Origin of the sequence: Psychromonas sp. SR45-3, assembly GCF_014163575.1 — a bacterium.
Classification (GTDB): domain Bacteria; phylum Pseudomonadota; class Gammaproteobacteria; order Enterobacterales; family Psychromonadaceae; genus Psychromonas; species Psychromonas arctica.
This window is the reverse complement of record NZ_JACJDP010000032.1, coordinates 1-21,457: the sequence shown is the minus strand read 5'-3', so window position 1 is coordinate 21,457 and position 21,457 is coordinate 1. Positions and strand designations below refer to the sequence as shown.

Here is a 21,457-nt window from a genome sequence, read left to right as displayed (position 1 = left end):
GATTTTAGCAATGAAAAAAGCTTACTCATATATACGCTACTCATCACCTCAACAAGCGAAAGGTGATAGTTTTAGACGACAATTTTCAGCAACACAGGCGTATTGTGAGAAGAACGGATATGAGCTTGATACTGAATTAGCAGTTTATCAAGAACTTGGTGTTTCTGGTGTGGATGGAGATCAGGAAAATCTTAAAAGGTTCATTGCCGATTGTGAAGTTGGTAAAGTAGGAAAAGGTTCTTTGTTAATAGTCGAAAACCTTGATCGGCTATCACGCAAAAAGATTAATAAGGCTATGCGTCAATTCCTACACTTGCTTGATTATGTCGATATTTACACACTTCAAGACAAAAAACTCTATTCCCAAAATGATGATGTTGATAGTGAAACTCAACTTTTAGACGTAATGACAAGTCTCATAGTTATGAGCCGAGCTTATGAAGAATCAGCAACGAAGAAAAAACGTTTAAAAGAAAGCTGGGACGAAAAAAGAAAAAATATTAATACTACAAAGCTGACTTCTTTAATACCTCACTGGTTAGAATTATCAGAAGATCGAACAAAATTTCATATAAAAAGCGATAAAGTAAAAATAATAAAATACATTTACGATAAATCTATCAATGGAATGGGTGTTTCTCAGCTCATAAGGCATTTAAACGAGAACTTAACCCAATTCCCTACCCCAACAACTAAAAGTAAATTATGGGCTAGGACAAGCCTCTCACGTATCCTAACAGATAGATCTGTATTAGGTGAATATCAGCCACATATCGGAAAACATAACGGGATCGGTGATAAAAAGCGCAAGCCGTTAGGCGATCCAATCCCAGATTATTATCCACAGATAATTGATGAAGAAACATTTCTAAAGGCTCAAATAGCAAGAAAAAGCCGAGTTATAGGACGAGGTAAAGTTAACCGAAACAAGTTTTCTAACTTATTTCGCAATATTTTGCGTTGTGGCTATTGCGATGGAAAAGTTGAATATGTAGATAAAGGAGATGGTTCAAGAGGTGGTAAGTATCTAACTTGTGCCAATGCAAAGCGTGGCGGTGAGTGCTCTCATAACAAACATTACAAATATCTTTCATTAGAGCTAATGCTATTACACCTTACGACAGAAAATGGCTTTATGCCTAAGCCTGAAGCACCAACAGAGTTAAATCTAAGACTTACAAAACTGCAAGATCTTAACGAAAAAGCAGAATCTCAGCTTAATTTTCTGTTAGAAGATGATTTTACAATCCCCACTATCAAAGAAAAAATCAGAAAATTATCAAAAGAAATAGAGCAATACAGATCAGAAATTGAAGACATTGAAAACAAAATTTTAACGTTCAAACCTGATTATACATATAAAGACTTATATAGAAATGTAATTATAGAAGATGATCCAATTTTATTATCATCCAACAGAATGACTTTCAATAGCTATTTATCTAAAAAAATAGAATCGGCATATTTATTTAATGATTATAGCAATTTCATTTTATTCAAGATGAAAGATCAATATGTCCATACCGTTATCATTGATGAACAATATAACTTTGGTGGTTGTTCATTGCCAAATAATAATATGACACATAAGCGTTTAAATGGTGAACCGACACCAATAGATGAAATGATATGGAATATACAAAAGAACTTTTTAACACTAATTGATGAGAGTAAGGATATAAAAACTATAAAAATAGATAATTACTTAAAAAGAATTAATAAGTTGATCAGTAAAATAATTATAAAACAGGAACTTGAACTATTTAATCAGATCTTATTCCAAATTGAAAAAGCTAGTAAATTATTACAAAATGAACTACGTAAAACCCAAAACGGATAACCAGAGCGCCCGCTAGGGCATCTTCGGGGGTATCAGGGGGGACAAGCCCCCCTGCAAAACAAAAAACAATGCCAATTATCTACAAAAAACACATCCAAAAGAGTATTAAAAAAGCCCTTATAAAAAGAATAGATAGAAACAATACTAGGCTGAACTGGATTTTTTACTTAAATCTGGGGAATATTTCCACGTCAAAATAAAAATCAATATAGCGAACTTAACTACATTTAATAGTTAAGTTAATTATATGATATAGTTAACTTGACTACATTGAAAGCAACCGACATAGTTAAGTAAGTTATTTAATATAGTGATAAGAAATTATATTAATGGTATTTATTGTTAATATAAAGGTATCAAAATAAAGTTATATTATATAGTTGACAAAACTTATATTAATGATATTAAAAATACATAAGATAAATAAAAGGAGAAATAATATGGAAAAGAAAAAAGTTAACACAGGTGCAAGATTAAAAAAAAATAGAAAAGAATTAGAATCAATATTTGAAGACCGTAAAGCTTCTGAAAGTGATTTTTTAAAGAGCAAAAACACTTTTTATAATAAAATTAGCGTTGATGACTTTGGATATGTTCATAACAGCGAAGAAGCAACCTCAAAAGTACCACAAGAGCGTCCTTTCATAAAACTATATGTTGATGACGTAGTTGTACTTAAAGGTGCACCTGCTAGCTGTAAAGGTGTTTTGTTTGCACTTTTAAGGTTCTTAAAATATGACAATTGGATTATTTCATTAAACAAATATGACAAAGAACAAATACAAAAAGAAGTTGGCTTTGCAACTCTACAACAAGTAACTACTGCTTTATCTGATTTGAAAAAATCGGGAATATTAATGGCTGTATATAGTGCTGAAGGAAAACCGCAGAGAGGAGTTTTTGAGCTAAATCCTTATTTATTTGGTAGAGGTGATTGGAAAAATAATTTTGCAAATCGTAGCACTCAAAAATTATCAGTATTATATAACGGAAATGGAATTGATAACAAAAAGCAAAAAGAAGTAATTAATGAAGATGCGATTATTGAATTTATTAAAGATGAAAAAGATGAAGAAAAGAAAAAAGATGCAATTTCAATGCTTTACAAGCTCCGAGGGGCTAAAGAAGTTATTTTTAATGAGGATGGCACTATTACAATTATAGAAGGAGAAAATTATGAACACAAAGTATAAAATTGATTTTTTGAAAAGTAGAGAGGAAGCATTAGCTGAAATAATAAGGTTAGTTAATGAAGATGATATTGAAGAAGTTAAAATAGAAAACAAACGCACTAATAAAAAGGAGAATAATAATTATGAGTAGAGACGAACCAGAAAGAACTTGCCCTTGGTGTGATGGTGAATTAGATGAAGGTGGAAAATGTATCCATAGGAGTTGTATAAATGCACCAGATGAATATGAAGATAATGATGATTGGGGTTATTAAAATTGAGTAAAAAAAAGTTAGTACGTGCTACTAATTTTTTTAGTCCGTAAAATCTCCAATAAAAGATTGGTACTCATTTTTTCATTAGAACGGTAGAGCTGTTCTAACAAAAAATCGAGTTTCTAATTTTCTGATGGTCTAGGTGGTTTTGGTTTGTATGACTGTGTTTTTCTGCCGTGTTTTCTACGATTTTTGATGTTCTTAACTTTCTTTTTCTTATCTTCAACTTCCTTTTCTTTTTTTAGATTTTCAGCTTTTTGAGTTTCAATATCAATCTTATTAACTTCTTCCTTTTTATCTAATTCTTCAACTTCTTCAAGAACATTCTCTTGTTCTGGCGGTGTAGTGTCTTTCGTTAGAGCTTCATAGATTTCTACAGCCATAGACTTAATTTTATCAGCACCAGGCAAAGCCAATAGCTTTTGAGTAAGTTTCTTTTGTTTACTTGCAAAATCTACAACAAAGGTTTTTATTTTCTCTGCATAACTTCCAAGATTTTCAAATCTATCTAAATCGTTTTGATGTTCGATAATCTGATCCAATAGCTGATCTTGGTCTTGCAAATTTTTAGAATGATTTCCAACCAACTCAACAGTTTTTAACTCTAGCTCTCTAACATAATCAGCTTTTGTTTTATGGTCTTTTTTATTGGTTTGTTTCTTTTCCCCTCGATCAAAACCGAACTTTTTAAAATGTTTATGCAACATATCTTGACTTTCCGACCAATGATTTTTTCTCATATTTCTTAAACAGGATTTGTTTTTTTCAAAATCATAATTTAAAAAAACTGCGTGGGCGTGAATATTTTGTTTTATATATTCAGTCGTAAAGTCTTCTTCATCATTTTCAACAGGAACATATTTTTTTCTTTCGTCTTCGTCTAATTCCGTTAATTTTTCAACGTCAATTGTAGTTCCTTCATCTAAATGAAATTCAAAACCGATTGGTTCAAACCCGAACTTTTCTTTGAACTCCAACATAAAATCTTTTGTCGCTTGTTCAATTTCATCTTGTTTTCCATTCTCTAAACACTCATTGAATTTTTGAGAATCAAATATTAAAACACTATCTATAAATGTATTGCTATTCTCTTGAAGTGCTAATTTGTTAGCATTCCTAGCTTCTTCTAATTTTTCCTCATAATGACTCTTAATATCACCTTCACCGAAAGAATAGCCAAAATTATTTTTTGTTAAACATTCAATAGCATTAATATTTTCAAGCATATTTCTTAAAACGTGATCAATTTCTCCAACATTATTATTCTTATAATATTTGGTATTAACAGCACAATAATTTTTCTCCATAAGTTAATCTCCTATATTCATATTATTCAAATAATCATATAAAAAATATTAATCAAGAGGCTGACGAAAAAAACTGTGGAAAAAACTCTCTAGGCTGTGCGTTTGAACTGTGAGAAACACTGTTTTAGCACACTAAAACAGCCACTACGTAGCTGGTGTGTTCTCCGAAAGCTGGGGAAACCCCAGACCCGTTCGCCACAGCTCACCCGTTAAACAAGTTTAACTCTCGCCAAGGCTCACAAAGTCAAAGACCATTTAAAGCAACTTTCTTCAAGCTTCTACTCTGTTAGGTAGAAACTATCTTAAAGTGCTGTTAACTATGAAGTTAGCTGTTATCCTGTGCTTATCAAAAAAGATGCGGAAAGGTATATTTAATGAGTATTCAAGTGGTAAAAAAAATATATAGTTTATTCGATGAATTAATATCAGAGTATATTAAAGAAAAAGCCATTTTTAACAAAGACCCAACCCAATATATTAAGAACTCTGATTTTATGCTAGGAGGAACATTAAATCCATCTTCCAAAGAAGAGTTTGAAGAAATACAAAAAAGACAGGAAAATGATATACCTACAGTTCAACAGCTTCATAAAAACAATAGAACTGTGCAATTAACCAATGACATTGCCGAATTTTTATCTAAAAGCAACCAGTTGAATTACCTTCCTTCTGAAATTGCCTCGTCAGTAGATAAAATAACATTTGACTTTATAAATAGAATTGTATGCCTCAGCCCAATTCCAGAGGATTCTGAACAAAAAAACATATTAAAAACCGTCATTGGTGAACATATATCAAAAGTTAAAAATGAATCTGATATATATGAATTTAGGTTTCCCGTTCATATTCTTGGTTTAGATGACAATTTAAACCTTAACGAGAGAATATATTTAGAAGCTAATGACAAATCGCTAATTGACACAAATAAAATGGAAAAATATTTATTTAGTAGAGCATTTGAACCTAATTACAACATATGCATTTCATCTAAAACAAAAAGCTCTTATAAATATTCTGAAGAAAGAGCCATTAGAGCGAAAAATACCACTTTAAACATATTACTTGTACTATATGGTTGTCGTTGTGGGAATAATTCTTGGGTAAGTCCTATAGTCAAAACTGAAAATCAAAAACAACATTTTTTCAACTATTTTCACTCAGCTAAAAAAGGAGAGGCTTTTGAAGAAAGCAGTTCCTACAAATTTAGCTACAACAATGATTTATATAAAAAATTTTGGGCTATGTTTAACAATAGCTTCTCCGATCAAGCTAATTTACATAAACTCTTATTCAGTATACCAGACAGAGTAATGTCAAACGTAAATTTCAATAAATCCGTTTGTAGCATAATAGAACGTTCTCTAAAATGGTTTTCCGACGCAATTGATGAACAAGATTCTGAAATAAAAATTGTTAAGCTTGCCATAGCCATTGAATCATTAGTTAATTTTAAGGGGGATTCTAAAAGTAATGATTTAGAAAATGATAGGTTTAAAAAAATGTTTGTGGATCGAGTTCGTATTATTAATGAGTCTGATAGTGATGCAGGAAGAAAGGCTACAGAGCTATACAATGCAAGAAGTTCTGTTGCTCACGGGAGTCCATTAAAAAATAGATTTGATTTTGATGTTGTTCGTTTTACCGCTACTACCTTATTACTTTCCATACAATTATTTTCGCTATTCGAGAAAAATGGACTTGATGAAATGGGATTTAGTAAAAAACTCCCTAAGTTTATAGATGATTATCCAAACTCACATTAATTTATAATGGGAGAATATACACTGGGTAGGTAATTGACATAACCATAGTAAATTATGAGATCCCGCAGCAGCCACTTCCAACACTCTTTTCGCTTGTTCCTGACCCAACACATCGGAAAAATCAACCTCGCTCTCTTTACTCACTGGTGCCGCACTTTGCTGTACAGCCTGTAACGTTGTTTGTTGCTGTAAAAAAGCGCACACATCTAAAAGGTGAGGTGCAACAAAACCTTGAGCCCCGGTTAAGGCGCACTCATGTTGATTATCGGTACAAACTATAACTTGTCGCTGTTGTTTTTTTGCAGCGAGCGCACAGGGAATAATGCCATCAACACCACGTAATTCACCGGACAGCGATAATTCGCCATAACATTCATAATTCAAAATATCAGAACATTGAATTTGTTCTGAGGCAATTAAAATGCCTAACGCGATTGCCAAGTCGAAACGCCCTCCTTCTTTAGGCAGGTTCGCAGGGGCTAAATTAACGGTAATCCTTTTACTAGGAAACTTATAATGGCTATTGAGAATCGCGCTACGTACTCTGTCCTTTGCTTCTTTAACCGAGGTTTCAGGCAAGCCAACCAACGAAAAACCAGGCAAACCAGTACCTAGATGAACTTCCACCTCAACTTCCGGTGCATCTACGCCTGAAATAGCTCGGCAAACTAACCTTGCTAACGCCATGTTGTGCTCCTTTTTTAAACAATAGCTTTCGCTTTAACCTGTTTACCATTAAAGCTTTGTTACTATCAAAGCTAAGTAAACCATCAAACCCGTCATTCAGTAAAACTCGGTCGCCAATCAAAATCCATCATTTAGTAAAACGCGATCATCTATTAAATACAGTATCGAATAGGTTGCGCTACAAAACGCGAACAAGTGATTGTTCTACCAATAATTTGCTTAAAAATGTGACAAATGTTGTTTGATAAGCGCTTTTTTGCTATAAAGAGCACCCTTTTTAAAATTCAAATTGGCAGTTTTTGAATGCCTTTGATTACCTTCATTAAATTCAGGAAGAGCACATGAATGGTGCAAACTTTGTTGTACACGCTTTAAAAGAACAAAACGTAACGCAGGTATTTGGCTACCCTGGCGGTGCTATTATGCCGCTCTACGATGCACTATATGATGGAGGTGTTAAACACTTACTTTGCCGCCATGAGCAAGGTGCTGCGATGGCAGCAATCGGGTATGCTAGAGCAACGGGTAAAGTTGGCGTATGTATCGCCACGTCAGGCCCTGGTGCAACCAATCTGATCACAGGCTTAGCGGATGCATTATTAGATTCAATTCCTATTATAGCGATCACCGGGCAAGTACCTACCAATTTAATTGGTACCGATGCCTTCCAAGAAATTGATGTATTTGGTTTATCATTAGCCTGCACCAAACATAGCTTTATGGTACAAAGTGCAGACCAGCTAGGTCCTATTATCGAACAAGCCTTTGAAATAGCAACCACAGGTCGGCCTGGTCCAGTACTAATCGACTTACCTAAAGATATTCAAATCGGTCCCAGTGTTGCACATACGCTTGCAAAATTAGTTCATAGTAATAATTATTTAGACAACCGACTGATTGCACAAGCTAAACTGATGATTGAATCATCAAATAAACCACTGCTGTATGTTGGTGGTGGTGTTGGTATGGCCAATGCAGTCAGTGAATTGCGAGACTTTATTGAACAGACAAGAATACCCAGTGTTTGTACATTAAAAGCAATTGGTTGCATTCCTCATCACTCCCCCTACTTTATGGGAATGGTAGGTATGCATGGTAGTAAAGCATCCAATTTAGCGATTCAAGAGTGTGACTTATTAATTGCTATTGGGGCGCGTTTCGATGACCGAGTGACAGGCAAACTGGATGAGTTTGCACCTAATGCAAAGGTGATCCATTTAGATATTGATGCTGCTGAAATAGATAAATTACGCCAAGTAACCCTTTCAATGACTGATGACTTGAAACAGGTTTTGCCCGCGATCACTATTAAACCTAATATTACTCCCTGGAAAAAGCATATAGCGACAATGAAAGCAAAGCATGTGAGTCGATATGACCATCCTGGTGAGCCTATTTTTGCGCCAGCATTATTACGTCAGCTTGCTCAGTCGATCCCAGGTGATACGGTGATTTGTAGCGATGTAGGGCAGCATCAAATGTGGGTTGCACAACATATGTTTGTCGACCGCCCTGAAAACCACATTACCAGTTCAGGATTAGGCACCATGGGATTTGGTGTCCCTGCTGCGGTAGGTGCACAAGTTGCTCGACCTGATGATATGGTGATTGCCATTTCTGGTGATGGTTCATTTATGATGAACGTACAAGAATTAGGTACCATTAAACGTAAAAAATTACCGATTAAAATCCTATTGATTGATAACCAACGCTTAGGCATGGTGCGACAATGGCAAGAGCTGTTTTTTAACAGTCGATTCAGTGAAACCATATTAACTGATAATCCAGATTTTGTGACCTTAGCGAGTGCTTTTGATATCCCAGGTGAAACCATTGAAACTAAGTCGCAAATAAGCCAAGCATTACAACGTTTATTGACTAGTGAGGGGCCTTATTTATTGCATGTTTCAATTTCAGAAGCTGAGAATGTTTGGCCGTTAGTGCCACCTGGTGCACCTAATGACAAAATGATGGAGAGTATCGAATGAAGTCTTTATTAATTATTGAAGCTAAAAATAGCCCAGAGTTTTTAGAGCGATTATTGCGAGTTTGTCGTCATAGAGGATTTACCACTACTAACATCAATGCAGAAACAGGCAATTCACAACAAACCTTACACATTACGATTACCGTGGCCAGTGAGCGAAACATTAGCTTATTGACTAAGCAGATTGAAAAAATTGTAGGGGTCAAGCAAGTAGCGACCTTACAACAAGAAAAAAATATCAAAGCAACAGCGTAAATTGCAGATTGTGCCTTAACAGGATATCTGCTTTACTGCTATTAACACTTATTTATATCAGCGCCAAGTAGTTTGGCCAGCAAGTAGCTTAAGGAAATTAACATGCCAGTTTATCGTTCAAAAACATCAACACACGGTCGTAACATGGCAGGTGCTCGTGCATTATGGCGCGCAACTGGTGTAAAAGATGATGACTTCGGAAAACCGATCATTGCTATAGCAAACTCATTTACACAGTTTGTACCGGGACACGTGCATTTAAAAGATATGGGCCAATTGGTTGCTCGTGAAATCGAAAAAGCCGGAGGTATCGCTAAAGAATTTAATACTATTGCGATTGATGATGGTATCGCAATGGGTCACTCGGGTATGTTATACAGCCTACCTTCACGTGATTTAATCGCGGATTCAATTGAATATATGGTCAACGCACACTGTGCAGATGCCATTGTTTGTATCTCTAACTGTGACAAAATAACACCGGGAATGTTAATGGCGGCATTACGCTTAAACATCCCAGTTATATTTGTATCAGGCGGACCAATGGAAGCGGGTAAAACTAAGCTTTCTGACCAAATTATCAAACTAGACCTTGTTGATGCAATGGTAATGGGACCTGATAAAAACGTCTCTGATGAAGATTTAGAAAAAGTAGAACGCAGTGCTTGTCCTACTTGTGGTTCTTGTTCTGGTATGTTTACCGCGAACTCTATGAACTGTCTAACCGAAGCATTAGGTTTATCACTACCTGGTAATGGTTCAATGTTAGCAACGCACGCCGACCGTGAAAATTTATTCCTAGAAGCAGGTCGTCGTATTGTTGAGATTGCAAAACGTCACTACCAAGAAGATGACTACTCTGTATTACCGCGATCTATTGCAGGCCGCCCTGCTTTTGAAAATGCAATGGCACTGGATATTGCAATGGGTGGTTCAACCAACACCATTCTTCACCTTTTAGCGTGTGCACAAGAAGCAGAGTTAGACTTTACCGTTGCAGACATGGATGAGATGTCTCGTCGTATTCCGCAGCTTTGTAAAGTGGCACCTTCAACACCTGAATACCATATGGAAGATGTACATCGTGCCGGTGGTGTAATGGCTATTTTAGGCGAGTTAGATAGAGCAGGTTTATTAAATAGCGATATCCCAACTATTCTAAGTCCAACCATGAAAGAGCAATTAGCAAAATACGATATCATGCAAACTAAAGACCAAGCGATTATTGACTTTTATCGTGCAGGCCCTGCTGGTATCCGTACCGTGAAAGCATTTAGCCAATCTTGTCGTTGGGATACCGTAGATAATGATCGTAAAAATGGTTGTGTCCGCTCAATAGACAACGCTTTCAGTACCGAAGGTGGTTTAGCCGTACTATTCGGTAATATGGCAGTTGATGGCGCGGTAGTTAAAACTGCGGGTGTTGATGACGATAACCTAACCTTTACGGGCCCAGCTAAAATATACGAAAGCCAAGATGATGCGGTTGAAGCGATATTAGGTGGTAAAGTGGTTGCTGGCGATGTCGTTGTTATTCGTTACGAAGGCCCACAAGGTGGTCCAGGTATGCAAGAAATGCTTTACCCAACGTCTTACCTGAAATCAATGGGACTAGGCAAGCAGTGTGCATTGATCACTGATGGTCGTTTCTCAGGTGGTACTTCTGGCCTGTCAATTGGTCACGTTTCACCAGAAGCTGCGGCGGGTGGTGTGATTGGTTTAATTGAAAACGGTGACATCATCGATATCAACATTCCAACACGTGCAATGGACTTAAAAGTATCTGAACAAGTACTTGCTGAACGTCGCGCTAAGCAAGATGCTATCGGCTGGAAACCTGTTGACCGTATCCGCCCTATTTCGGCAGCATTAAAAGTGTATGCAATGATGGCAACATCAGCAGATAAAGGTGCAGTACGCGATTTATCTAAACTTAAATAGCCTTTAACAGCCTTTAACAGCCTTAAATCTAGGTATTGAATAAACTAAAATAACTATTTAAATAAAATAGATAAAGAAAAAGCCCATCCTGATTATGAATCATAATGGGCTTTTTTATTGTTTATCATTTATATGTGATAACGCTAGATTACTTTGGTAAAAAATAATATCAGCTATTTTTTCTATTGGGCATAACGCTAGATCTTTCAACCAAAGTAGGTTCAAGCTGGATCTCTAAGTCAGTATCTCGTTGAGTTTGTATTTTATCTAATAAGGTATCAAACGCTTGTTGGCCAAGATGAAACTTAGATTGATGAATGGTGGTGAGCGAGGGGCTCATATAACGCGCTATTTTAATATCATCGTATCCAATAATAGACAAATCATCAGGGATTGATAACCCTAACTCATTGGCCATATTAATCACTCCCATTGCCATCATGTCGTTGCACACAAATAATGCCGTTGGCAGAGTTCCTTGATCGTATAAAGCTTTAAATGCAATCGCACCACCTTCACATTCAAAGTTTGCCGGTACTATCCAATGATCATTAATAATGAGGTTTGCATCCAGCATTGCCTGCTTAAAACCAGCGTAACGTTTCTTTGCCGTGGGTTTATCTAACGGACCATGGATACAGCCAATGCTGGTATGACCTTGCTTAATCAGGTGCTGAGTTGCAATATATCCACCGCGATAGGAGTTGTCTTGAATTTTATCAGCAGGAAAGTGTGTTTCACCGGAGTCCATAACGACTGTGGGTACGGGCTTATGTCGCGCAAAAATATCTATATTTTGGTTCACTAATTCATCGCTCATTAGCAACAACCCATCCACTCTTTTTTGCAATAACATATCAATATTAAAACGCAGCCGGTCAAAATCTCCCTCGGTATTGCATAACAATAAATTGTACCCCTGCTCATAACAACGACGCTCTACCCCCTTTACTACTTCAGCAAAAAAAGGGTTAATTGAAGTCGTCACTAACATACCAAAAGTATGCGTGTTTTTTAACTTTAGGCTACGAGCAAGCGCAGAGGGAGCGTAATTCAATGCCTCAACGGCGGTTAACACTTTTTCGGTAACAGCTTCACTAACATAGCGAGTCTTATTTAAGACATGACTCACGGTGGAAGTAGAAACTTGGGCATGCTTTGCTACATCTTTAATAGTGGCCATTTCTTTATTTATTTCCTTGCAGTTATGCTTTTGCAGCTATGCTCTTTCAGTTAAGAACTCAGTTACATCTTGACGATATGGAATAGAGGATTGGGCACCTTGACCGGTCACCGTAATAGCGGCTGCAGCATGAGCAAATTGTACCGCTTCGTCTAAAGACTTATCTTCTAATAACGCAGTTAAAAAAGCACCGTTAAAGGTATCACCTGCCGCCGTAGTATCAACCGCATCAACTTTATAGCCCATAATCTGAGAGCCTTCACCATCTTTGCTTAACCACACCCCTTGACTGCCTAAGGTGATCAACACGGTTTTAATCTGTTTTTTATGCAGTACATCTGCAGCTAATTGTGCTGATTTTGCATCAAATACTTTAATCCCAGTCAGTATTTCAGCTTCTGTTTCATTCGGGGTAATAATATCGATCAGTTTCAACAATTTATCACTTAGATGTTGAGCTGGTGCAGGGTTGAGAATAACAGTCGTACCGGATTTATTGGCAATTTCAGCGGCATACTCGATGCTTTCCATTGGCACTTCTAGTTGTAATAACAACATATCAGCCTGTTCGATGATACTAGTATGTGCAGCAATACGCTGTGGTGTTAAACATGAATTGGCTTCAGCAGAAATACAAATACTGTTTTCTCCCGTTGCTGCAACCTGAATCATCGCAATCCCAGTTGGCGTATCCTTTTCGATCATTACTGCATCAATATTAATACCGTCTTTTTCAAACTCTTGACGAATATTAAGACCAAAACTATCGTCTCCTACACAGGCAATAAAGCTAACATTTGCCCCTAAACGTGCAGCAGCAACCGCTTGGTTTGCTCCTTTACCACCGGCAATAACAGAGTAACCTTGCCCATGTAATGTTTCCCCTGGACGAGGAAAGCTACCAACCCTCAGAACATGATCTGCATTAACACTGCCTAGTACTGTTAGTTGACGCATAAAAATACCTTTTGAGATGGGTTAAATACTATTAGCCTACTAAGTTAATATACATAACATATTAATAAATAGAGACTAATAAATAAAAATACTAAATAAGTGTAAATAAGAGAGGCCACTTTACGTAACCTCTCGACAAATTATTTTACAATCATCATTAATGGTACAGGAATATTTTTAGCAACGGTTTTGCCCGATAAGACTGCTACCGCTGATTCAACACCGATCTCACCAATTAGCGCAGGTTGTTGTGCAATCGTCGCACCTAAAAGACCACGTTTAACTGCTGCGATACCATCTTCAGTACCATCAAAACCGACAATTAATATTTTTTTACCAGAAGCTTGTACAGCACGGAATGCACCTAATGCCATTTCGTCATTTTGTGCAAATACAGCTTGAGTTTGTGGTTGCGATGAAAGTAAATTTTCCATTACATTTAACCCTTTAGTACGGTCAAAATCAGCTGGTTGACTAGCCAATAATTGCATATTTTCACTCTTAACCGCTTTCATGAAACCTTCACCACGTTCACGTGCAGCTGAGGTACCCGCAATACCTTCAAGTTGAACAATTTTTGCATCTTTACCAATTTTTTCACTGATATATTTACCCGCCATCTCACCACCAGCAACATTATCAGAGGCAATATGGCTAACGACTTCACCGTTATTTGCCGCTCTATCTAAGGTAAAAACAGGTGTATTAGCTTTATTCGCCATACGTACCGCATTAGATACTGCATCGGAATCTGTTGGGTTGATCAAAATCGCTTTTACACCACGAACTAATAAATCTTCAACATTTGCTAGCTCTTTACTTGGATCATTTTGTGAATCTAGCACAATCAATTTGTAATCAAGCTCTTTTGCTTTTTTCTCTGCACCTTCTTTCATAGTCACAAAGAATGGATTATTAAGTGTTGAAACCACCATCGCAATCGTATCTTGTGCAGCTGCACCTGCATTAAAAGTAGCTGAAATCACAGCGGCTGAAATTAATGTAGTTAACTTTTTCATTGAACATTCCTTTTCTTGGTTTTAAAAAATAAATTAATGTAAATTTATATAGCTTGTTACTTATTCTTGATTCTTTGTTGTTGATTACCGGTTACTGTTAGTGTTTATTTATTTTTGTTATCAACTAATACAGCTAATAAAATAACGGCAGCTTTTACTATCATTTGGAAGTATGAAGACACATCTAATAGATTTAAGGCATTATTTAAAACACCGATAATCAAGGCACCGATCAATGTACCCATGATGTAACCTCTACCACCCGCAAGACTTGTTCCACCTACCACAACAGCAGCAATCGCATCTAATTCATAGCCCATGCCCGCGGTTGGCTGTGCCGATGACAAACGAGAAGTAATAATAATGCCGGCAAGTGCCGATAATAAACCACAGATCGAGTACACGCCGATCTTGATGCGGTCAACATTAATACCCGATAATTTTGTCGCTGACTCATTGCCGCCCAAGGCATAAACATAACGTCCAAAACGTGTGTGATTTAATAGATACCAAATGCCTGCGAATACAAAAATCATTAACCAAACGGGCACAGGAATACCAAACATATAGCCAGTACCAAACCATGCAAAGCTATCCGCAACATCGGTGAATCCCGTTGAGATTGGACGACCATCGGTATAAACCATGGTGACACCACGTAATAACGTCATCATCACTAACGTAGCAATAAAGGCCTGAACCTTACCCTTAGAAATAATAAAACCCGCCATAGAACCTAATACAGCGCCACCCAATAAAGACACAGGTACTGCAATCAAGACAGGAATCTCTAAGCTGATCATACTAGCGGCAAATGCGCCACATAAGGCCAATATAGAACCCACACTTAGGTCAATACCAGCGGTTAAAATAACCAGTGTCATCCCTGCTGCTAAAATAGCAATAACAGAAGTTTGACGTAAAATATTAAGAATATTATCAATCGTAAAAAAGTACTCATTGAGCACTGAAACAACGGCTATTAATACGATTAATGCAATCAGTGACTTTTGCTCAATAAACCACTCTTTACTCAGAAAGTGCCTTTTCGATGCTCCTGACACTGAACTTGTTATATTTGAACTCATGCTGCTACCTCGTTGTTATTTTTACCAACGGCACAAGCCATTAGCTTTTCTTGATCTGCTTCTTTGGCGCTAAATTCACCACTTATTTGACCTTGATGCATTACTAAAATGCGATCACTCATCCCTAGTACTTCAGGCATTTCAGATGACACGAGAATAATGCTCATGCCTTCCGCTTTAAATTTATTAATCAGCTGATAAATTTCTTTTTTGGCTCCCACATCAACACCGCGTGTGGGTTCATCTAAAATCAATACTTTAGGTTTAGTCATCAAGCCTTTAGCAATCGCAACTTTTTGCTGATTACCACCGGATAAGTTACCAATAATTTGGTTCATTGAAGGTGTTTTAATGTTGAATAAACGAATAAAATCATTAACCGACGTTGCTTCAGCTTGATGATCTAATTGCCAGCCTTTAGATAAATCTTTGAGTGCACACAAAGACATATTATCTTTAACCGATAACCCTAACACTAAGCCATCACCTTTACGGTCTTCTGAAATATAAGCAATGCCATGATTCAAAGCCTGCAATGAAGAAGTAGGATTAATCACTTGCCCATTAAGAACAATGTCACCCGATTCACGAGCAAGAGCGCCATAAATGACTTTCATTAATTCAGTACGACCTGCGCCCATCAACCCTGAAACACCTAAAATTTCACCATGGTTTAAAGTAAAACTAACGCCATGTGTGGCTTTCGCATATAACTCTTTCACTTCTAAGCAAACAGTACTGTGAGTAGTTGCAATACGGGGGTATTGCTCATCTAATCGACGCCCTACCATTAATTCAATTAAAGTATCTTCATCCATCGACGCAACTGTTTTTTCCGCAATAAACTTTCCATCGCGTAATACCGTAATATCATCACATACTTCAAAAATCTCTTTCAAACGATGCGAGATATAAACAATGCCATACCCTTCATCGCGTAGCTCATTGATCACCACAAATAATGAATCAACTTCACTATCTGTCAGCGCATCAGTTGGCTCATCCATAATGATCACTTTTGATTCAAAGGATAAAGCCTTAGCAATTTCAACCATTTGCTGTTCCCCTAAACTTAACTCATTAAGGGGAGTAGATGATTTGTGTTTTACCTTTAAGCGCTTCAATAATAGATCTGCTTGTTCAAACATAAGTGACCAGTTAATTGCACCAAATCGATTGGTTATTTCACGCCCTAAAAAGATATTTTCTGCAATCGTCAATTCAGGTAACAGGTTTAACTCTTGATGAATAATGCTAATACCAGCCTTTTGAGACTCTCTTGGTCCATTAAAACTAACCACTTTATCTTGATAACGAATTTCACCGTCATCCAGCGAATAGATCCCAGTGATCACTTTCATCAAGGTCGATTTTCCCGCCCCATTTTCGCCCAACAAAGCCATTACTTGTCCGGGATAAACATTTAGGGAAGCCCCATCCAGCGCTTTCACACCAGGGAAGGACTTATTGATATTATTAAGCTGTAATATTGGCTGTTTCATTTTTATCCTCAACGACTAAAAGGCTACACCGGATTGAAAAATAACATTGGCATAAGGTGTACATTCCCCCGTCCGTACCACTGCTTTACTTTCAATCGTGCGATCTTTAAATGCTTGGTGGCTGATATAGGTAATATCGATGTGATGTCCAGATACTTGCTCTTTTTTAATTAAATCTAACAATTGCAGATGCAATTCTGGACTCACTTTTTTTAATTCCTCAGCCAATATCACACCTGTTATTTGCATCTCGCTGAGCACAACAGCAACGGTATCAATAAATGCAGGTACACCATGCGTTAAAGCAAGATCAATACGCACTGGTTGGCTTGGAATAGGTAAACCTGCGTCGCATATTGTTATTTCATCAAAATGCCCTAATGAGGCAATGCAATAAGATAATTTTGCATTTAACAGTGCTGATTTTTTCATTTTAAAACCTCAAGGCAATTAATATTTGTTTTAAAAACACGCTTATAAGTATGGCTTCACTTACCAACGAAACGTTTGCGCAATCGTTTCGATGAGTGAAATTTAAACGTTATGAAATAAATTGCACGTATTGATGGCAAAAAAAGAGAGCCGCTTCACGATATTTTTTTGCAAACTTATCTACACAAAAATAAACAGAAATGATGCTTGCTTAACAATAGGAAGATTGATACTAATAAAACAGTCACCAACATTAACGGGAAAATTTATGACCAATCAATTATTACAACTCAAAGAAATGTCGACAGTAGTCGCTGATACAGGTGATGTGCAAGCGATTAAAGAATATCAGCCACAAGATGCAACCACTAACCCATCTTTATTATTAAAAGCAGCTTCACTAAGCCAATATCAAGGTTTATTACAACAAGCAACAGAATGGGCTAAACAACAATCACAAGATATCCAACAGCAGACGATTGATGCTAGCGATAAATTAGCAGTTTTAATCGGTTTAGAAGTGCTTAAAATTATTCCAGGAAGAATCTCTACAGAAGTAGATTCACGCCTTTCATTTGATACTGAAGCTTCGATTTTAAAAGCCCGCAAATTGATTGCTTTATATAACCAAGCAGGCATTTCAAACGATCGCATTCTAATTAAATTAGCAGCTACTTGGGAGGGCATAAAAGCAGCTGAAATACTTGAAAAAGAGGGCATTAATTGTAACCTCACTTTACTATTTAGTTTTGCTCAAGCGCAAGCCTGTGCTGAAGCTGGCGTATACCTGATCTCTCCTTTTGTCGGCCGTATTCTGGACTGGTATAAAAAGCAAACAGGTAAAGCGTCTTACCCGGCAGATGAAGATCCTGGTGTTATTTCCGTCACTGAAATTTATAATTATTATAAACAACAGGGTTACAACACAGTGGTAATGGGTGCAAGCTTTAGAAGTGTTGAAGAAGTATTAGCACTCGCAGGCTGTGATCGTTTAACCATTAGCCCTGATCTAATGGCAGTATTGCAAAGTAGAGACGAGCCAATACAACAAATGCTGGGTGATAAAAAATCGACTAAAGAAGATGTTACTCGCCTAACAGAAAGCCAGTTTAGATGGTCACTAAATGAAGATGCAATGGCAACAGAAAAGTTATCAGAAGGTATTCGTAACTTCACACTAGACCAAATAAAATTAGATAAACAGTTAGCAGACTTACTACAAGCTTAATATCGTAAAGTTATTTAAACTTAGATTAGAATAATAGTTAAAAGAGAGCCTCAGTGATACTAAGGCTCTCTTTTTTTGTGCAAAAATAAATAGTATTAACAACGAAGTTAACCAATAAAACAGTTAAAGTTATTTTCCTTTTCCTTGGCAATAAATTAGGTTTTAGTTTCGGTTTTTGACCTAACCTTCTTTTATCTTCATGCCTTCATGGTCAATTTTCTTTTGACTTTAATAACAGCATTAAACACCAAGCCCTTCGCAAAAAATGCGAATAAAATAAGAAAATAGTTAAAGCTAGCTTATGTTAAAGATAATCAAAAAAGGATTATCTCAATAGTAATTGGGCTTAATTTATTTGCTTTTTTTATATTTTTGGCGAAAGTTTTCGCGTAAATGTAAGATGCTATTACATCCAGCAAAAAAAGTTCGTAATATCCGTCTTTGCTTATCAGGTTGCAGCGCTATATAAGACTTTAAAAAATCTTGATATGTTACGTTATCTTTTATTATTTTTGTTTTTATAAAGAAAATTTCTCTAGCCGCTTTAAAATAGAATAATAAATTTTTCTTTTTGAATATAATTGCTTTACCGAAATCAATAAAAAGAAGCTCACCACCAAGAGTCTGGATAACATTATCATTATGAGCGTCACATGTGACAACGCCTGTTGCGTGGAATTTAGAAAACATAAGCGCTAATTGTAACGCAGTCTCTTTAGTGTAATTTTCTAGCGGTTGTCCTGGAACATATTCTTTAAATAAATAAGCACCACTGTTATCGATTCTATATCCGTAACAACTAGGTGCTAAAACATTATTATTCTTTAAATGAGCTATAACATCGTACTCTATAACCCATTCGTTTTTATGGACTTTATTTGGTGCAAATTTTTTCAAAACATATAATGATTCAAATATAGTTGTTATTCGCCCATCTTTTTTTGATATGAATTCTGATTTTACGTCCATATTAGTTATTTTTTTTTCTATTTCTTGTAAATGCATAAATTGAGAACCTATCAATAAAGAAAAATCATTCCATTGCCCATAATAAGATTAATTATAAGTTGAACTGTTAAATAAATAACAACCTAAATAATAATCATTTGCTTAGTAATTTAATATAAACACTACTTTTCTAGAACATTTTAATCCTAACCCGCTCCTCGCATTGAATATTGCAAATAAACACAATTTACGCGATAGTTTTTTGTTTACTATTATTTTTAATTAGAGTTTTTAATCTGGAGAGATAAATAACGAGCTCGCTATTTAAACAAGATAAAACAAAGAAAGCGAGTGCAAAAAGAAAATATAACAGGTTTAGGCCATTAATACCGTCCTCCCTTAAAGCTAAAATACGTTATCCGTACCCATTATAGCCTAGCACTCTTTTATCTTCGCGCCTTCGTAGTTAATTTACGTTGAGTTTAAAAAGTTAAGGCTTAAACGATGAAGAAATATACCTTATTCTATCTTTTAATTTAGTTCTTAAGCCCGATTTAAGAAATGAATAATACTTGGCAATGGACCACTTAATAACTATTTTTTTAGAATCATTGATAGGCATATTAAGATATTTTTTATATAAGTAATGCCAACGTAAGTGAGTAAAGTTTTCGTAAGGAAATCCATCATGTTGTTCCAGACGTTTTGGCACTGACAATCCAAGTAAACTTCCATCGACAATAACAACATTGTTAAGCATTAATTTATAAGATAACTTCACTGAATCAGCATCACCAAATTTATTCTTAAGCAGCACTGTTCTATGCTTATTGATAAATTTTAACCATAGTTTCTGTTCGATATGGTGTTGTCTATAAGGCAGATTTTCATGCTGTAGTTTCCCCAAAAATTCATCGTTAAAAATATAATCATCAAATAATGTGATATCCCATAAATTGTTCAGATCTTTAGTTAATCCAAATTGAAAAAAATCAGAGATAAAAAAAGGAACTTTAAGCCCTTGCGTGTATTCTTTAGCAAAATAATTAGATGTTACAATCCTATTTTCAAATAATGAATATGCAGGGTCTCGGTTATGATCAAAAACACCAAAATAATCCATCATTGTTCGACTTGTTAATTTATTATCACTTCTAATTTTTACAGAAAATTTTGTATTAACGGCTTTTAAGCCATTGATTGATGATATTATTTGACGGTTAACATTAACCGTATGTGGCTTAGAGTGTTTATTATATTTAATGACCGTTGGTCCGATGTCATCATTCTCTATGATCTTATCTACAAAAAAACCGTCGAGGCATTGCCCTTTCCATGTTGATAAAAAGATTTTACTTCCCGGAAATAGCCTACGAATAGATGCGATAGTTTCTTTTGTTAAATCTACTACTCGTCCCTGGATTACAAAGGTAATATCACAATCATTTACCATTACTCACTAACTCCTGCAGATTAAGCTTTACTTGCTGTTTTATCATTAAGCTAAATAAAATAAAAAAGCCGCGGCTAACTATCAACTAGTTAAGCGCGGCTTTTTAAACTTTAAAAAACTAAATAGATTAACTAATTATAAAGCGTTAGCTGTATCTACTACGTTTTTAACAGTGAAACCAAACATTTCAAATAGTTGTTCGGCAGGCGCTGACTCACCAAATGTTGTCATACCAATTACTGCACCGTTTAAGCCAACGTATTTGTACCAGTAATCAGCAATACCCGCTTCAATTGCAACACGTTTAGTCACTGCTGCTGGTAATACAGATTCTTTGTACTCTGCTGATTGTAATTCAAACTGCTCAGTACAAGGGATAGATACAACACGTACCGCTTTACCTTGTGCTGTTAATTCAGC

Annotated in this window: 19 protein-coding genes and 1 pseudogene; 9 read left to right on the top strand and 11 right to left on the bottom strand. The window is 36.0% G+C overall.

The features are described 5' to 3' along the window. The first annotated feature begins 10 nt into the window (after positions 1-10). The 4 genes from H5084_RS14800 to H5084_RS19800 all read left to right on the top strand — a co-directional run bounded on the left by H5084_RS14800 (position 11) and on the right by H5084_RS19800 (position 3,287). Positions 11-1,840, top strand: coding sequence for a recombinase family protein (locus H5084_RS14800; RefSeq protein ID WP_182691146.1), 1,830 nt, complete (start codon positions 11-13; stop codon positions 1,838-1,840). A gap of 440 nt (positions 1,841-2,280) precedes the next feature. Then, positions 2,281-3,033, top strand: a complete 753-nt coding sequence (locus tag H5084_RS14795) for a hypothetical protein (protein WP_182691144.1) — start codon at positions 2,281-2,283, stop codon at positions 3,031-3,033. After that, positions 3,017-3,163 (top strand): hypothetical protein, encoded by a 147-nt coding sequence (locus tag H5084_RS14790; RefSeq protein ID WP_182691142.1) that lies wholly within the window; start codon positions 3,017-3,019, stop codon positions 3,161-3,163. The genes H5084_RS14795 and H5084_RS14790 overlap by 17 nt, the downstream gene beginning before the upstream one ends. Beyond that, positions 3,156-3,287, top strand: a complete 132-nt coding sequence (locus H5084_RS19800; protein WP_259396831.1) for a hypothetical protein — start codon at positions 3,156-3,158, stop codon at positions 3,285-3,287. The genes H5084_RS14790 and H5084_RS19800 overlap by 8 nt, the downstream gene beginning before the upstream one ends. 122 nt (positions 3,288-3,409) lie before the next feature. Here the strand turns inward: H5084_RS19800 and H5084_RS14785 are convergent, their stop codons facing one another. Beyond that, the gene (locus tag H5084_RS14785; RefSeq protein WP_182691140.1) at positions 3,410-4,594 is read right to left on the bottom strand and encodes a hypothetical protein; all 1,185 of its coding nucleotides are present in this window, start codon (positions 4,592-4,594) and stop codon (positions 3,410-3,412) included. 374 nt (positions 4,595-4,968) lie between these two features. Here H5084_RS14785 and H5084_RS14780 point away from each other — a divergent pair, with 374 nt between their 5' ends. Continuing rightward, positions 4,969-6,357, top strand: a complete 1,389-nt coding sequence (locus H5084_RS14780) for a HEPN domain-containing protein (protein ID WP_182691138.1) — start codon at positions 4,969-4,971, stop codon at positions 6,355-6,357. Between the two features lie 39 nt (positions 6,358-6,396). On the opposite strand, the pseudogene H5084_RS14775 reads toward H5084_RS14780, so the two are convergent. Continuing rightward, positions 6,397-7,044, bottom strand: a pseudogene (locus H5084_RS14775) (magnesium chelatase domain-containing protein); the annotation flags it as partial. Positions 7,045-7,385: 341 nt separating this feature from the next. Between H5084_RS14775 and ilvG the strand changes: the two are divergent. The 3 genes from ilvG to ilvD all read left to right on the top strand — a co-directional run bounded on the left by ilvG (position 7,386) and on the right by ilvD (position 11,227). After that, on the top strand, positions 7,386-9,032 hold the full coding sequence (gene ilvG, locus H5084_RS14770; RefSeq protein ID WP_182691134.1) for an acetolactate synthase 2 catalytic subunit: 1,647 nt from the start codon (positions 7,386-7,388) through the stop codon (positions 9,030-9,032). Next, positions 9,029-9,286: an acetolactate synthase 2 small subunit gene (gene ilvM, locus H5084_RS14765; protein ID WP_028869021.1), complete on the top strand. Its 258-nt coding sequence runs from the start codon at positions 9,029-9,031 to the stop codon at positions 9,284-9,286. The genes ilvG and ilvM overlap by 4 nt, the downstream gene beginning before the upstream one ends. A gap of 102 nt (positions 9,287-9,388) precedes the next feature. Next, positions 9,389-11,227 (top strand): dihydroxy-acid dehydratase, encoded by a 1,839-nt coding sequence (gene ilvD / locus H5084_RS14760; RefSeq protein WP_182691132.1) that lies wholly within the window; start codon positions 9,389-9,391, stop codon positions 11,225-11,227. 169 nt (positions 11,228-11,396) lie between these two features. Here the strand turns inward: ilvD and H5084_RS14755 are convergent, their stop codons facing one another. From H5084_RS14755 to rbsD, 6 genes are all read right to left on the bottom strand, one after another. Further along, positions 11,397-12,410, bottom strand: coding sequence for a substrate-binding domain-containing protein (locus H5084_RS14755; protein ID WP_182691129.1), 1,014 nt, complete (start codon positions 12,408-12,410; stop codon positions 11,397-11,399). A gap of 36 nt (positions 12,411-12,446) precedes the next feature. Next, positions 12,447-13,367: a ribokinase gene (gene rbsK, locus H5084_RS14750; RefSeq protein ID WP_182691127.1), complete on the bottom strand. Its 921-nt coding sequence runs from the start codon at positions 13,365-13,367 to the stop codon at positions 12,447-12,449. A gap of 140 nt (positions 13,368-13,507) precedes the next feature. Continuing rightward, the gene (rbsB, locus tag H5084_RS14745) at positions 13,508-14,386 is read right to left on the bottom strand and encodes a ribose ABC transporter substrate-binding protein RbsB (RefSeq protein WP_028869025.1); all 879 of its coding nucleotides are present in this window, start codon (positions 14,384-14,386) and stop codon (positions 13,508-13,510) included. 104 nt (positions 14,387-14,490) lie between these two features. Next, positions 14,491-15,474, bottom strand: a complete 984-nt coding sequence (gene rbsC, locus H5084_RS14740) for a ribose ABC transporter permease (protein ID WP_182691125.1) — start codon at positions 15,472-15,474, stop codon at positions 14,491-14,493. After that, positions 15,471-16,976: a ribose ABC transporter ATP-binding protein RbsA gene (rbsA, locus tag H5084_RS14735; RefSeq protein ID WP_182691122.1), complete on the bottom strand. Its 1,506-nt coding sequence runs from the start codon at positions 16,974-16,976 to the stop codon at positions 15,471-15,473. Before rbsA ends, rbsC begins: the two co-directional genes overlap by 4 nt. A gap of 15 nt (positions 16,977-16,991) precedes the next feature. After that, the gene (rbsD, locus tag H5084_RS14730) at positions 16,992-17,408 is read right to left on the bottom strand and encodes a D-ribose pyranase (RefSeq protein ID WP_182691121.1); all 417 of its coding nucleotides are present in this window, start codon (positions 17,406-17,408) and stop codon (positions 16,992-16,994) included. A 268-nt stretch (positions 17,409-17,676) separates the two neighbouring features. On the opposite strand from rbsD, the gene tal reads away from it, so the two are divergent. Beyond that, a complete protein-coding gene (tal, locus tag H5084_RS14725) occupies positions 17,677-18,636 on the top strand; it encodes a transaldolase (protein ID WP_182691119.1) in 960 nt (319 codons plus the stop codon). Positions 18,637-18,987: 351 nt separating this feature from the next. Here the strand turns inward: tal and H5084_RS14720 are convergent, their stop codons facing one another. From H5084_RS14720 to H5084_RS14710, 3 genes are all read right to left on the bottom strand, one after another. Further along, a complete protein-coding gene (locus H5084_RS14720) occupies positions 18,988-19,641 on the bottom strand; it encodes a hypothetical protein (protein WP_182691117.1) in 654 nt (217 codons plus the stop codon). A gap of 433 nt (positions 19,642-20,074) precedes the next feature. Continuing rightward, positions 20,075-21,037 (bottom strand): WavE lipopolysaccharide synthesis family protein, encoded by a 963-nt coding sequence (locus tag H5084_RS14715; protein WP_028869031.1) that lies wholly within the window; start codon positions 21,035-21,037, stop codon positions 20,075-20,077. A gap of 135 nt (positions 21,038-21,172) precedes the next feature. Beyond that, a partial coding sequence (locus tag H5084_RS14710) for a transketolase-like TK C-terminal-containing protein (protein WP_310735760.1) occupies positions 21,173-21,457 on the bottom strand: 285 nt, incomplete at its 5' end.

Coding starts and splice junctions, on each gene's coding strand:
- H5084_RS14715 (WP_028869031.1), bottom strand. CDS start 21,037: ATGGTAAATGATTGTGATATTACCTTTGTAATCCAGGGACGAGTAGTA.
- H5084_RS14800 (WP_182691146.1), top strand. CDS start 11: ATGAAAAAAGCTTACTCATATATACGCTACTCATCACCTCAACAAGCG.
- rbsK (WP_182691127.1), bottom strand. CDS start 13,367: ATGCGTCAACTAACAGTACTAGGCAGTGTTAATGCAGATCATGTTCTG.
- H5084_RS14790 (WP_182691142.1), top strand. CDS start 3,017: ATGAACACAAAGTATAAAATTGATTTTTTGAAAAGTAGAGAGGAAGCA.
- H5084_RS14755 (WP_182691129.1), bottom strand. CDS start 12,410: ATGGCCACTATTAAAGATGTAGCAAAGCATGCCCAAGTTTCTACTTCC.
- H5084_RS14720 (WP_182691117.1), bottom strand. CDS start 19,641: ATGCATTTACAAGAAATAGAAAAAAAAATAACTAATATGGACGTAAAA.
- rbsA (WP_182691122.1), bottom strand. CDS start 16,976: ATGAAACAGCCAATATTACAGCTTAATAATATCAATAAGTCCTTCCCT.
- ilvM (WP_028869021.1), top strand. CDS start 9,029: ATGAAGTCTTTATTAATTATTGAAGCTAAAAATAGCCCAGAGTTTTTA.
- H5084_RS14780 (WP_182691138.1), top strand. CDS start 4,969: ATGAGTATTCAAGTGGTAAAAAAAATATATAGTTTATTCGATGAATTA.
- tal (WP_182691119.1), top strand. CDS start 17,677: ATGACCAATCAATTATTACAACTCAAAGAAATGTCGACAGTAGTCGCT.
- rbsD (WP_182691121.1), bottom strand. CDS start 17,408: ATGAAAAAATCAGCACTGTTAAATGCAAAATTATCTTATTGCATTGCC.
- H5084_RS14785 (WP_182691140.1), bottom strand. CDS start 4,594: ATGGAGAAAAATTATTGTGCTGTTAATACCAAATATTATAAGAATAAT.
- ilvD (WP_182691132.1), top strand. CDS start 9,389: ATGCCAGTTTATCGTTCAAAAACATCAACACACGGTCGTAACATGGCA.
- rbsB (WP_028869025.1), bottom strand. CDS start 14,386: ATGAAAAAGTTAACTACATTAATTTCAGCCGCTGTGATTTCAGCTACT.
- H5084_RS14795 (WP_182691144.1), top strand. CDS start 2,281: ATGGAAAAGAAAAAAGTTAACACAGGTGCAAGATTAAAAAAAAATAGA.
- H5084_RS19800 (WP_259396831.1), top strand. CDS start 3,156: ATGAGTAGAGACGAACCAGAAAGAACTTGCCCTTGGTGTGATGGTGAA.
- rbsC (WP_182691125.1), bottom strand. CDS start 15,474: ATGAGTTCAAATATAACAAGTTCAGTGTCAGGAGCATCGAAAAGGCAC.
- ilvG (WP_182691134.1), top strand. CDS start 7,386: ATGAATGGTGCAAACTTTGTTGTACACGCTTTAAAAGAACAAAACGTA.